The organism is Corynebacterium sp. HMSC064E08 (assembly GCF_001811805.1).
Classification (GTDB): Bacteria; Actinomycetota; Actinomycetes; order Mycobacteriales; family Mycobacteriaceae; genus Corynebacterium; species Corynebacterium jeikeium_D.
Map to the genome: position 1 here is coordinate 542,735 of NZ_KV806698.1, position 12,701 is coordinate 555,435.

Here is a 12,701-nt window from a genome sequence, read left to right on the forward strand (position 1 = left end):
ACTCTGCAATGGTTCACCAGTTGACCGAAGGGCTGTCCTTCGAACAGCGGGCACATGTGCTGGCGGAAGCACTGCCGTGGCTGCAGCACCACCGCGACAAGATTGTGGTGGTCAAGTACGGCGGTAACGCGATGACCGACCTGAAACTGAAGAAAGCCTTCGCGCAGGACATGGTTTTCCTGCGCACCGTGGGTGTCAAGCCGGTGGTTGTCCATGGTGGAGGCCCCCAGATTTCGTCGATGCTCAAGCGCCTGGGGCTGGAAGGAGAGTTCCGAGGCGGTTTCCGCGTCACGACTCCGGAGGTCATGGAAATTGTCCGCATGGTGCTCTTCGGGCAGGTCGGCCGCGAACTGGTGAACCTCATCAACGCCTACGGCCCCTATGCAGTGGGTACCTCTGGTGAGGACGGTGGCCTGTTCACTGGTACTCGACGAACGGTAAACGTCGGCGGCAAGGAAACAGATATCGGGCTGGTCGGCAATATCACTGAGGTGCACTCGGAAACGCTATTGGACCTGATTGATGCTGGACGTATTCCGGTGGTCTCCACGATTGCGCCGTCCGCTGATGGCAAAGAGGTCTACAACATCAACGCCGACACAGCAGCAGGTGCACTGGCATCGGCAATTAACGCGAACCGTTTGGTGATTCTGACTAATGTCGAGGGTCTCTACACGGATTGGCCGAACCGCGATTCGCTGGTGTCAAGGATTTCCACTTCTCATCTGCGAGAAATCCTTCCGACGCTGGATTCCGGAATGATTCCGAAGATGGAGTCCTGCCTGAACGCAGTGGATCAGGGAGTGCCTGCGGCCCACGTTATCGACGGCCGCCAGCCGCACTCGGTGCTGCTGGAGCTGATGACTTCCGGCGGTATCGGCACAATGGTAGAGCCCGGATAAGGCAGAAAAGACTGACAAGAATTTAGCTACACACGTTAGGCAGGTCGAAAGACGACATGAGCGACTTCAAGCAGCAGTGGCAACACACGATGATGAACAATTACGGCACGCCGCGCATTGAGCTTGTGCAGGGTAAAGGCGCTATTGTCACGGATTCCGAGGGCAAGGAATATCTAGACCTGCTCGCCGGTATTGCAGTCAACGCGTTGGGTCACGCACATCCGGCCATCGTGGAAGCTGTGTCCAAGCAGATTTCCACGATGGGGCACGTGTCCAACATCTTCGCCTCTGAGCCACCGTTGGCACTGGGCGAGAAGCTCATTGAGCTCACTGGCTGGGACACTGATGACACCCGGATTATGTTCTGCAATTCCGGCACCGAGGCCAATGAGGCCGCGTTCAAGCTGGCGCGGTTGACGGGGCGCAATCGCATTATCGCTACCCACCACGGGTTCCACGGCCGTACCATGGGCGCACTTGCCATGACCGGTCAGCCGGACAAGCGCACCCCGTTCGAACCGATGCCGGGTGGAGTCGAGTTCGTGCCCTACGGTGACATTGACTTCCTCACCAAGACCATCGAATCCGATCCGTTGGGTGTCGCTGCGGTGATTCTGGAACCAATTCAGGGTGAGACCGGCGTGGTCGCACCGCCAGAGGGGTACCTCGCTGCCGTCCGCGAACTGACCAAGCGCTTCGACGTCCTCATGATTGTCGACGAAGTACAGACCGGCATTGGCCGTACCGGCCAGTGGTTTGCCCACCAGCACGATGGCATCGTGCCGGATGTCATGACGCTGGCCAAGGGCCTCGGCGGCGGCCTGCCGCTCGGTGCTGTCATCGCCAACGGCCGCGCAGCGGAACTGTTCACTCCTGGTGCACACGGCACCACCTTTGGTGGCAATCCGGTCTGTGCCGCTGCCGGCCTGGCCGTCATCGAGACGCTGGAAGAGGAAAAGCTGCTCAACCGAGTCACTGAGAAGGGCAAGGTCCTGGCTCGCAAGCTTGCGTCGTTAAGCCATGTCGATCACGTGCGTGGTCGCGGTTTCATGCTTGGACTGGTGCTGTGCGAGAACCTGGCGAAGGAAGCGGTTAACGCCGGTTATGAGCGTGGTGTCATTCTGAACGCTCCGCAGGCGAATGTGCTGCGTATTGTGCCTCCGTTGAACCTCAGTGATGAGGAAGTCAACCGCGCCGTCGAGTTGATTGATGCCTGCCTGAACGACGCCGCCGAGGCTGTCGCTAACAAAGGAAGGAATTAGGAACTGATGCTCCGTCATTTTCTCGCCGATGATGACCTGACTCCACAGGAGCAGGCTGAGGTGCTGCAGTTGGCTGCAGAGCTGAAGGCAGCGCCGTACTCCCGCCGTCCGTTTGAAGGGCCACAGTCGGTTGCGGTGCTGTTCGACAAGACATCGACTCGTACCCGTTTCTCCTTCGACGCTGGTATTGCGGCTCTGGGCGGCAACGCGATTGTGGTCGAAACCGGAAACTCCCAGATGGGCAAGGGCGAAACCTACCAGGACACCGCTGCTGTGCTCAGCCGCTTTGTCTCGGCAATTGTCTGGCGCACCTACGCACAGTCAGGGCTGGAGGCCATGTCTGAGACCGCGACGGTGCCGATTGTCAACGCGCTTTCCGACGAGTTCCACCCGTGCCAGATTCTCGCTGACCTGCAGACCATCATCGAGCGCAAGTGCCCGGAAGAAGGCCAGGCGGGACTGCGTGACAAGAAGGCTGTCTACTTCGGCGATGGGGCCAACAACATGGCCAACTCCTACCTCGTGGGCTTCGCCACCGCAGGCCTGGACGTCACCATCTGCGCACCGGAGGACTTCCAGCCGGAACAGGACTACGTAGACCGCGCCAAGAAGGTTGCGGAACAGACCGGTGCGGCCGTGTCCGTGACCGCGGACGTCGATGAGGCCATCGCTGGTGCCGACGTTGTCATCACCGATACCTGGGTCAGCATGGGGCAGGAGAACGACGGCCTGGATCGTCGTACTCCGTTCCTGCCGTACCAGGTCAACTCTGAGCTGATGGCGAAGGCAAATGAGGATGCCATCTTCCTGCACTGCCTGCCGGCATATCGCGGCAACGAAGTTACTGCCGAGGTCATCGATGGCCCGCAGTCGGTAGTCTTCGACGAGGCGGAAAACCGCATGCACGCTCAGAAGGCGTTGCTGACCTGGCTGGTGGAGAGGCAGTAAGGTCATGACCGCAGCACAACCAGGTTCTCGCACAGCTCGGCAGACGCGTATCGCTGACCTGCTGGCGCAGCATCACGTGTCCAGTCAGGTTCAGCTCGTCGAGCTGCTTGCCGACGAAGGCATTGAGATCGCGCAGGCGACGTTGTCCAGAGACCTCGATGAGCTGGGCGCCCGAAAAATTCGCGATGGAGCCAACGGTTCGCGTTATTCCATCGTCGAAGATGCACTCGCTGTCTCCAGCGGGGCAGTGGCCAGGATGCGGCGCGTTTTAGACGAGCTGCTGGTCTCTATTGATCATTCGGGCACCATCGCGGTTGTGCGTACACCACCGGGAGCCGCACAGTATCTAGCCAGTGTGATTGACCGTGCGGGACTCAAAGAAATCGTTGGCACAATCGCGGGAGATGACACCGTAATGTGCCTGGCTAGAGAACCACTTTCCGGCGCTGACCTAGCCCAGCGTCTAGCCGCCGGAACGAACCAGTAAACTATTCCACGAAATGCTTTAAAGCACCGATTAAAGGAGCGCTTACCCTATGACCAACCGGGTTATTCTTGCTTACTCTGGTGGCCTCGACACCACCGTTGCTATTCCGTACCTCAAGGAAATGACTGACGGCGAGGTCGTCGCAGTTTCCATCGATGTCGGACAGGGCGGCGAGGACATGGAGTCCGTGCGTCAGCGCGCTCTGGACGCCGGCGCTGTCGAAGCTGTCGTTGTCGACGCTAAGGACGAGTTCGCCGAGGAGTACTGCCTGCCGACCATTAAGGCCAATGGTCTCTACATGAAGCAGTACCCGCTGGTTTCCGCACTGTCGCGCCCGCTGATTGTTAAGCACATGGCGAAGGCTGCAGAGGATTTCGGTGGCACTCACGTCGCACACGGCTGCACCGGAAAGGGCAATGACCAGGTCCGTTTCGAGGTTGGTTTTGCCAACACCGCCCCGGATCTGAAGATCATCGCACCGGCTCGTGACTTCGCTTGGACCCGCGACAAGGCTATTGCCTTCGCTGAGGAAAAGGGTCTGCCAATTGAGCAGTCCAAGTCCTCTCCGTTCTCCATTGACCAGAACCTCTTCGGTCGTGCCATTGAGACCGGCTACCTGGAGGACCTGTGGAACGCACCAACCAAGGATGTCTACGCGTACACCGAGGATCCGACCCTGAACTTCAGCTCCCCGGACGAGGTCATCATCTCCTTCGAGGACGGTAAGCCGACTGCCATCGACGGCAAGAAGGTTTCCGTGCTTGAGGCCATCGAAGAGATGAACCGCCGCGCTGGTGCTCAGGGCATCGGTCGTCTGGACATGGTTGAAGACCGCCTGGTCGGCATTAAGTCCCGCGAGATTTACGAGGCTCCGGGCGCAATTGCCATCATGACCGCACACGCAGCGCTCGAGGACGTCACCGTTGAGCGTGAGCTGGCCCGTTACAAGCGTCAGGTCGAAGGCGAGTGGGCCAACCTGGTCTACGACGGCCTGTGGTTCTCGCCGCTGAAGCGCGCGCTGGATGCCTTCATCGAGGAGTCTCAGAAGGGCGTTTCCGGTGACATCCGCATGGTCATGCACGCAGGTCACTGCAACGTCAACGGTCGTCGTTCGAACACCTCGCTGTACGACTTCAACCTGGCTACCTACGACGAGGGCGACACCTTCGACCAGACCCTGGCTCGCGGTTTTGTCGAGCTGCACGGCCTGTCCTCGAAGATGGCCGCAAAGCGCGACTTCAAACTGTAAAGATTCTCCAGAGCGACTAGAGCGAAAGGCCTATTGGAAGAGACAATGGTCGAAAAGCACGGTACCAACGAAGGCTCCCTGTGGGGCGGCCGCTTTGCCGGTGGCCCGTCCGAGGCGATGGCCGCATTGAGCAAGTCCACCCATTTTGACTGGGTGCTCGCGCCTTACGACGTTCTTGCGTCCAAGGCCCACGCCCGAGTGCTGCATGCCCGTGGGCTGCTCAGCGATGCCGACTTTGACACCATGATCGAAGGCCTTGATCAGCTCGGTCGCGACGTTGCCTCCGGCGAATTTGGTCCAGAGCCGACAGATGAGGACGTCCACGGTGCCATGGAGCGCGGTCTGATTGATCGCGTCGGCCCGGAGGTCGGCGGTCGCCTGCGCGCTGGTCGTTCCCGCAATGACCAGGTGGCAACTCTGTTCCGCATGTGGCTGCGCGATGCCGTGCGCGGCGTTGCACTGGATGTCACTGACCTGGTTGCCGCCCTGGTGGCTCAGTCCAAGGCACATCCGGATGCCATCATGCCGGGCAAGACCCACTCCCAGGCAGCGCAGCCGGTATTGCTGGCCCACCAGTTGCTGGCTCACGCGCATCCGCTGCTGCGCGATCTGGACCGCATCCGCGATCTCGACCGTCGACTGGCTGTGTCCCCGTACGGTTCCGGTGCGCTCGCGGGATCTTCGCTGCACCTGGATCCGGAGGCCATCGCGGAGGAGCTCGGCTTCGACTCTGCCACGGACAACTCCATTGACGGCACTTCTTCGCGTGACTTCGCCTCTGAGGCGGCATTCGTCTTCGCCCAGATTGCCGTGGACATGTCTCGCCTGGCAGAGGAAATCATCTACTGGGCCACCCCGGAGTACGGTTACGTCACTCTGGCTGATGCCTGGTCGACTGGATCCTCCATCATGCCGCAGAAGAAGAACCCGGACGTGGCAGAGCTGACCCGCGGTAAGACCGGTCGCCTGATCGGTAATCTTGCAGGGCTCATGGCCACGCTGAAGGCTCAGCCGCTGGCCTACAACCGCGACCTCCAGGAGGACAAGGAGCCTCTGGTGGACTCGGTCGAGCAGCTAACCCTACTGCTTCCGGCTTTGACCGGTCTAGTGGCAACGCTGACCTTCCACGAAGACCGTCTGCGCGAGCTCGCTCCGGCTGGCTACACCCTGGCCACGGACTTGGCTGAGTGGCTGGTCCGCGAGGGCGTACCGTTCCGCGACGCTCACGAGGCATCCGGCCAGTGTGTCCGCATCGCAGAGTCCAAGGGCGGTATCGGTCTGGACGAGCTTTCCGACGAGGACCTCGCCGGTGTCCACCCGGCACTGACTCCGAAGGTCCGTGAAGTGCTTACTATTGACGGCGCTGTCGCTTCCCGCGATACTCGCGGCGGCACCGCGGGTGTCCGTGTTGCAGAGCAGCTCGCTCGCGTTGACGAGAAGAATACCGAGCTGAAGCAGTGGGCTGAAAAGCCGGTTCGCGGCTAAAGCTGCTAGAGCTAGCAAACCTGCTAGCTCAGCTAAAGCGGCTAATTAATCGGTGTGCGGTCAATCGACCGCACGCCGATTTTTTACAGCCCGGGGAGAAAGTAGAAAAACTAGCAACTCGACAACTGATGACCCGGTAACTAGCAACCCGATAACTGGCAACCCGAAAAATTACGGGCTCCACGTGCGAATACGGGCTGCAAATGTGAAACTGTGTAAGTTTATGACACTTTCAGGCCATTTTTCGGGCCATTTTTGTCATAAACGTAGTCAGTAACTCGGATTGACCCGCCGCCGCCAGTAAACCCGTAATACCAGGGTGCCCCCCCCCGAAGTGACGCAGATTACTGATTATTTCTATATCTGTTGCCAGGTTTGGCCGGGTCTCTTACCATAATTTCATGGTGGAAAGTACGCGGTCGAGCGGTGGAAATCGCAGCTCACGAGATAAAAATAAAAATCAGAGTGGTAGCAAGAAAGGGTGCATGGGCCCGGGGGCAATTCTTGCAGTCATTTTGATTGTCATCGCGACTGTTGCAGTCTATGTCGGTCGCGGCGGTAGTATTCCAGGTTTTTCTGGTGGCAGCTCCGGAGGAAACCGTGATTTCTTCGGTGGTGAAAAGACTGTCGTCAAGGCGATTGTTGGCTCTGAGAAGAAGCCCTTCTTCGAAGACGAAGAGGTCCAGAAGGCTCTTGCCTCTCACGGCTATACGGTGGAAGTAAAGACGGCGGGTTCGCGTCGGATGGCCACGGATGTGGATCTGGATTCCTTCGACTTGGCATTCCCGTCGTCGGCACCGGCAGCGGAGAAAATTGCCGAGAAGATGAGCGGCGCTGAGCGGTACGACGTCTTCTACACACCGATGGCGATCGCTACTTTCGACAACATCTTGCAGGCGTTGGAGCGGGAAAATGTTGCTCGCCAACAGGGCAATACGTGGCAGGTAGATATGGCGGCGCTGGCCACGATGCAGCACGACAATGTCCGCTGGCGTGACTTCGCGGAGAACGATTATCCGTCGCCACGCACGGTGCAGATGTCCACGACGGACATTCGTTCGTCGAACTCGGCCGCGATGTACTTGTCGCTCATGTCTTGGATTACCAATGAAGGCCGGATTGTGTCCGACAATGGGCAGGTTAATGCGGTCTTGCCAGAGCTCACCCCGCTGTTCACCGGCCAGGGGTACACGGAATCCTCATCAGCTGGGCCATTTTCGGACTACCTCTCGCAGGGTGTCGGTTCGAAGCCAATGGTGATGGTTTACGAGTCGCAGTTCCTGGGGGAGAACAGTGCCTCGAACAGCCGGTTGAAGCCGGAAATGCGCCTGGCGTATCCATCGCCGACGATTCTGAGTACTCACGTGGCGCTGGGTTTTAACGACAATGGAGCTGCGGTCGCACGGCTCCTCGCCGAAGACCCTGAGCTTCAGACGCTGGCGGCCAAGCACGGTTACCGATCCAGCCAGCCTGAGGCGATGGAGGAATTCCAGACGCAGTTGAAGACGGGCCAGGAGGTCTCCACCGATTTTGTGGACTCCATTGATCCGCCGAGTTTCGACATCCTCGAGCAGCTTATTGAGGGTGTTTCCCGTGGATACCAGAGCCCTCCGAGGCCGGAAACGGAAGAGGGGTAAAGCCGAATGAACATGGATAAGGCACCAACTGCCCTCGGCAAAATGCTTCTTGCCCTCGTCGGCGTGCTCGGCATCTTCGCTGTCGCGGCCTGCTCCGACGGTGGCCTGAACCTGCCGCTGGGCTCAGACGATGACAAGACGAACAAGATCAACGTCGATTCTGATCTCAAGGGCTCGACTATGCGCATCGCCGGGGCCACGGAGCTTGCAGAGCTCCAGCCACTGATGCAAAAGGCCTCCGACGACCTCGGTTTTACTATTAACCTTGAGCTTCTCGACGGCACCGTGAAGAACAGCCACGCGCTTGTCGCAGGCGAATTCGACAACGACTTTGATGCCACTTGGTTTGCTACCAACCGGTACGTTGATCTGCTCGGTGGGGCTGACAAGCTGGGCGAAGCCAAGAAAGTCGCCACCTCACCCGTAGCGTTCGGTATCCATTCGGCGAAGGCTCGGGAGCTCGGTTGGGATACCAAGCAGCCGACGTGGGCTGAGATCGCGGAGGCTGCGTCGTCAGGCAAATTGACCTACGGCATGACCAACCCCGCGGAATCGAACTCGGGCTTTTCCGGTGTGGTGTCGGTTGCGACCGCGTTCGCCGACACCGGATCGGCGCTAACTACGGGAGATATCAACCGCACCACGCCTGAACTGCAGAAGTTCTTCGAGGGGCAGAAGATGACCTCGGGGTCGTCGGGGTGGCTGCGTGACAAGTTCCTGGATGAGCCGGACTCCGTCGACGCGCTCATCAACTATGAAGCTGTGTTGCAGCAGATGAATAAAGAGGGCGCTGACCTGGAAGTTGTTGTTCCGAGCGACGGTGTCATCAGTGCGGATTACCCGCTGACGCCACTAGCACAGCCCGCTAATGATCTCGCCGCGCGGCAGACGGAGGCACTCGGACAGTGGCTGGAAGCAAACTCGCAGGTTCTCGCCGATCACTTCCTGCGCCCGATCTCCGATGACGCCAACCTGCCGGAAAGCATGACCAACAGCGTGATCATCGAGCTGCCGTTCCCGGGTGATCGCGCCGTCACGGACCGCCTCATTGAGGCCTACGACAATGACCTGCGCGTGCCCGGAGAGTCGGTCTTTGTTCTCGACACCTCCGGTTCAATGTTCGGTGAGCGCATCGCTGATCTACAGGCGACAATGCGCGCAATCGTCGACGGCAGTGCACGCACCGAAACGGGAAGCGTGGGGTTGCGAAACCGCGAAATCGCGACGATTCTGCCGTTCAGCACGACCGTCGGCGAGCCCACGACCACGACAATTGACGGCCCGGAATCGCGCGCGCAGCTCACCGCCGCCGTCGATGGTCTGTACGCAGAGGGCGAGACGGCGCTTTACGACGCACTGATTCAGGCCTTCGACCTTCTCGGCAGCTCGGATAAGAACTCCATCCCGTCTATCGTGGTGTTGACCGATGGTCAGGTGACGTCGGGCAAGAGCTTTGCGGAATTCCGTGATTTCTACCAGTCCAAGGGCGGGAATCTGCCGCCGGTATTCGTCATCCGCTATGGAGAGGCGGATCCGGGAGAAATGCAGGAACTTGCGAACCTGACTGGTGGTAAGGTCTTTGAATCCCGTGAGACCGAGCTTGCTGATGTGTTCAAGGAGATTCGTGGCTACCAGTAAATCCTCCGGCACTTCTTCTGGCGGTGGCTTTCTCAACAGTCCCGCCAACATTGTCGGGCTCATCCTTGCCATCGCCGTCGTGCTGCTGCACCTGACCGTGGGGCTTGGTTTCCTGTGGCCGGTTGTTGCGATTGCCGCCTGGGGCGCGTCGGTTGCTTTGTTGCCGAGGCAGAGCAAAGGGGCGCAGAAGTCCGTTAGTTCGGCGCCGAAGCCTGAGGTCCCACAGCGTCGCCCGCTCAATCCATCTGAGCTGCGTAGGAATCTTCACCGGACATTGGGCAGGCTTTTCGATGCCCAGCCTGGCGAAGCTCTTGGCAACGCCGCAAATGACCTGGGTGCGACGCTGGAATCCGTCCTGAGCGAGTGGAAGTATCTCAAAGATTATCCCGAGCAGAAGGTAGTCATCGGCGGCATTATCCAGGAGTACTTGCCGCAGACAGTCAACTCCTACCTCGCGGTCCCGGAGCGATTGCGTCACAAAGCCGAGAATCCGGCTCGGGAATCCATCGACCTGCTGCATTCCGCGGTTCAGAAGATCCAGGATGCAATCGGTCAGGACAACCTGATTGCTTTGGAAGGTCAGCGTGACACCCTGGCAATTCAGTTCGGTAAGGTAGTGGACTATGAGCCTTGATCCGAAACTCCTTGAAATCCTCGCATGCCCGCGTGACAAGGGGCCGCTTGAATACCTCGAAGATGAGCAGGTGCTGGTCAATCCTCGCCTGAAGATCGCCTACCGCATCGACGAAGGCATTCCGGTCATGCTTTCCGACGAAGCTATCGCCTGGGACAAGTAATTGCCTTTCCCGCTTCCCGACGGCTACCGCGCCCTCGACCGCACTGTGCTGTCGGGAGCTCCCATTGAGGCTGCGAAGACGCTGCTCGGGTGTGTAATTGTCATCCCCGCTGAGGATGTTATCGCCACCATCACCGAGGTCGAGGCCTATGGTGGCCCAGTTGACCAGCGCTATCCCGACCCGGCCGCGCACTGCTTCATGGGGCCAACCGCTCGCAATCGTGCCATGTTTGGCCCGGCGGGGCATTGGTATATCTACCGCTCCTATGGCATCCACTTTTGCGCCAACATCACCAGCGCTACGGACGGCACGGGCGGGGGAGTATTGGTCCGTTCCGTTCGCATTGAGCAGGGCTTGGATGCGGTGCGCAGTCGCCGCGGTGAAAAGCCAGCAGTTGCGGGTCTCGGACGTGGTCCGGGCAATGTTGGTCAGGCGCTTGGCCTTGACTTAAATGACTATGGAGCAGATGCGCTGGATCCGTCGTCGCGCGTGTTCGTGGCGCAGCCAGAGAGCATCAACCCGGATAAAGACATCCACGCGGGTCCGCGTGTGGGCGTTCGGCGAGCGGCGAATCGGCCTTGGTGGCTGTGGCTTCCGGACGATTCCGTTTCAGCCTATCGGCGCCACAAGAAGGCCGTTGAGGAGTTCTAGGTCACCCTCGCGGTGAACGTCGGCAAGCGAGACGTTACGATAGGGGACGTGACTGAACAGAACATTATCGACGAACTACAGTGGCGTGGCCTGATTAATCAGTCCACCGATGTTGACGCGCTGCGCGAGGCGTGCGAAAACCCCATTACTCTGTATTGCGGTTTTGACCCAACGGGCGATTCGCTGCACGCGGGCCACCTGGTTCCAATGATCATGTTGCGTCGTTTCCAGCTTGCCGGTCACCACCCAATTGCGCTGGCCGGTGGCGCCACGGGCTTCATTGGCGATCCGCGTGATGTCGGTGAGCGTTCGATGCTCAGCCAGGAAGCCATCGAGCACAACCTGGAGGCCATCAAGGGCCAGCTGCGTCGTTTCATTGACTTTGAGGGCGAGGCCCCAGCGACGATGGTCAATAATGCGGACTGGACTATGAACATGTCCGTCATTGACTTCCTTCGCGATGTCGGCAAGAACTTCTCCCTCAACACCATGCTTGACCGCGAAACTGTGAAGCGTCGCCTCGAGTCCGACGGCATCTCCTACACCGAGTTTTCCTACATGCTGCTGCAGTCCAACGACTACGTGCAGCTGCGCCGCAACTACGATTGCGTGCTGCAGATTGGCGGCGGTGATCAGTGGGGCAACATCGTCTCTGGTGTCGATTTGAACAGGCGTATCGACGGCGCCAAGGTGCACGGCCTGACCGTGCCGCTGGTGACCGATGCGCAGGGTCAGAAGTTCGGTAAGTCCACCGGTGGCGGCAAGCTGTGGCTGGATGCTGAAAAGACCTCGCCGTACTCCTGGTACCAGTACTTCCTCAACGCTGGTGACTCGGTTGTTATTGACTACCTGCGTTGGTTCACCTTCCTGTCTCAGGAGGAAATCGCGGAGTACGAGGTTGCTGTTGCGGAGCGTCCGTTCAAGCGTGAGGCGCAGCGTCGTCTGGCGCAGGAGATGACCAACCTGGTTCACGGCGAAGAGGCCACCAAGGCAGTTGAGCTGGCAGCGCAGGCCCTGTTTGGGCGTGCTGAGCTGACCGAGCTGGACGAGGCCACCCTGGCAGGTGCCGTCTCTGAGACTGAGGTTGCGGAGATCGCTGAGGGCGAGCCGCGTACTGTTGTCGACCTTCTCGTTGCTGCGGGGCTCGCCAAGTCGAAGGGCGAAGCACGCCGCACCATTAAGGAAGGCGGCGCGTACGCCAATAACCAGCGCATCGAGGACGAAGCGTGGGAGCCTTCTGCTGAGGACCTGCTGCATGGCAAGTGGATTGTACTGCGCCGCGGCAAGAAGAACTTCGCTGGTGTGAAGTTCGTGTAGGTGCTGGTTGGTCTTTGTGTAGGCGCGCTGCTGATCTCTCAATCAATTGGTGTTTATGCAGCTTGATTCTTTTTAGGTAGCTGGGCTAAGGCTCCGGGCAGGCGAAGGGTTCGATGATTTCAGAATCATCTGCTCCTGGTCAGCTTGGAGCCTTAGTTGTTTTAAAGGGAGCGTAGAAGCCGAAGCAAAGGTGGTAGCGATGAGCGAAAGCTCCCGGCTTTCGTCACGGTGTGGGGACTGTCGGTCCTAATGAATCGTTCTACTCCACAGGCAAAACGCTAGTTCATATCCATCTACCTGGGGTTTTGTGTCTTTGGGTGGGGTGTGT

Annotated in this window: 12 protein-coding genes; all 12 read left to right on the forward strand. The window is 59.2% G+C overall.

Annotation, left to right across the window (positions count from 1 at the left end; translation table 11 throughout):
• Window positions 1-8 precede the first annotated feature (8 nt).
• The 12 genes from argB (at window position 9) to tyrS (ending at window position 12,373) form a co-directional block, all read left to right on the forward strand.
• A complete protein-coding gene (gene argB / locus HMPREF2820_RS05545; protein ID WP_016422897.1) occupies window positions 9-902 on the forward strand; it encodes an acetylglutamate kinase in 894 nt (297 codons plus the stop codon).
• A gap of 56 nt (window positions 903-958) precedes the next feature.
• Complete coding sequence (locus HMPREF2820_RS05550; protein ID WP_070603181.1) at window positions 959-2,164, forward strand: acetylornithine transaminase; 1,206 nt, start codon at window positions 959-961, stop codon at window positions 2,162-2,164.
• 6 nt (window positions 2,165-2,170) lie between these two features.
• Window positions 2,171-3,112 carry an ornithine carbamoyltransferase gene (gene argF, locus HMPREF2820_RS05555; protein ID WP_070603183.1) on the forward strand — a complete coding sequence of 314 codons (942 nt, stop codon included), beginning with the start codon at window positions 2,171-2,173 and terminating at the stop codon, window positions 3,110-3,112.
• Window positions 3,113-3,116: 4 nt separating this feature from the next.
• A complete protein-coding gene (locus HMPREF2820_RS05560) occupies window positions 3,117-3,599 on the forward strand; it encodes an arginine repressor (protein WP_005511719.1) in 483 nt (160 codons plus the stop codon).
• A 49-nt stretch (window positions 3,600-3,648) separates the two neighbouring features.
• On the forward strand, window positions 3,649-4,848 hold the full coding sequence (locus HMPREF2820_RS05565; RefSeq protein WP_070603185.1) for an argininosuccinate synthase: 1,200 nt from the start codon (window positions 3,649-3,651) through the stop codon (window positions 4,846-4,848).
• Between the two features lie 45 nt (window positions 4,849-4,893).
• On the forward strand, window positions 4,894-6,333 hold the full coding sequence (gene argH, locus HMPREF2820_RS05570; RefSeq protein WP_016422893.1) for an argininosuccinate lyase: 1,440 nt from the start codon (window positions 4,894-4,896) through the stop codon (window positions 6,331-6,333).
• Between the two features lie 485 nt (window positions 6,334-6,818).
• Window positions 6,819-7,970, forward strand: coding sequence for a hypothetical protein (locus HMPREF2820_RS05575; RefSeq protein ID WP_070603188.1), 1,152 nt, complete (start codon window positions 6,819-6,821; stop codon window positions 7,968-7,970).
• Between the two features lie 6 nt (window positions 7,971-7,976).
• Entirely contained in the window at window positions 7,977-9,608 is a 1,632-nt protein-coding gene (locus tag HMPREF2820_RS05580) for a VWA domain-containing protein (RefSeq protein WP_070603190.1), read from the forward strand.
• Window positions 9,595-10,242: a hypothetical protein gene (locus HMPREF2820_RS05585; RefSeq protein WP_049189983.1), complete on the forward strand. Its 648-nt coding sequence runs from the start codon at window positions 9,595-9,597 to the stop codon at window positions 10,240-10,242. Before HMPREF2820_RS05580 ends, HMPREF2820_RS05585 begins: the two co-directional genes overlap by 14 nt.
• A complete protein-coding gene (locus tag HMPREF2820_RS05590; RefSeq protein ID WP_016422889.1) occupies window positions 10,232-10,405 on the forward strand; it encodes a Trm112 family protein in 174 nt (57 codons plus the stop codon). Before HMPREF2820_RS05585 ends, HMPREF2820_RS05590 begins: the two co-directional genes overlap by 11 nt.
• Window positions 10,406-11,056, forward strand: coding sequence for a DNA-3-methyladenine glycosylase (locus HMPREF2820_RS05595; RefSeq protein WP_070603192.1), 651 nt, complete (start codon window positions 10,406-10,408; stop codon window positions 11,054-11,056).
• Window positions 11,057-11,104: 48 nt separating this feature from the next.
• A complete protein-coding gene (tyrS, locus tag HMPREF2820_RS05600; protein WP_210398703.1) occupies window positions 11,105-12,373 on the forward strand; it encodes a tyrosine--tRNA ligase in 1,269 nt (422 codons plus the stop codon).
• Window positions 12,374-12,701 lie beyond the last annotated feature (328 nt).

What these genes read in the sequence shown, in the direction of transcription:
- HMPREF2820_RS05565 (WP_070603185.1), top strand. Translation starts at nt 3,649, where the DNA reads ATGACCAACCGGGTTATTCTTGCTTACTCTGGTGGCCTCGACACCACC.
- HMPREF2820_RS05560 (WP_005511719.1), top strand. Translation starts at nt 3,117, where the DNA reads ATGACCGCAGCACAACCAGGTTCTCGCACAGCTCGGCAGACGCGTATC.
- HMPREF2820_RS05575 (WP_070603188.1), top strand. Translation starts at nt 6,819, where the DNA reads ATGGGCCCGGGGGCAATTCTTGCAGTCATTTTGATTGTCATCGCGACT.
- argH (WP_016422893.1), top strand. Translation starts at nt 4,894, where the DNA reads ATGGTCGAAAAGCACGGTACCAACGAAGGCTCCCTGTGGGGCGGCCGC.
- argF (WP_070603183.1), top strand. Translation starts at nt 2,171, where the DNA reads ATGCTCCGTCATTTTCTCGCCGATGATGACCTGACTCCACAGGAGCAG.
- HMPREF2820_RS05580 (WP_070603190.1), top strand. Translation starts at nt 7,977, where the DNA reads ATGAACATGGATAAGGCACCAACTGCCCTCGGCAAAATGCTTCTTGCC.
- argB (WP_016422897.1), top strand. Translation starts at nt 9, where the DNA reads ATGGTTCACCAGTTGACCGAAGGGCTGTCCTTCGAACAGCGGGCACAT.
- HMPREF2820_RS05550 (WP_070603181.1), top strand. Translation starts at nt 959, where the DNA reads ATGAGCGACTTCAAGCAGCAGTGGCAACACACGATGATGAACAATTAC.
- HMPREF2820_RS05590 (WP_016422889.1), top strand. Translation starts at nt 10,232, where the DNA reads ATGAGCCTTGATCCGAAACTCCTTGAAATCCTCGCATGCCCGCGTGAC.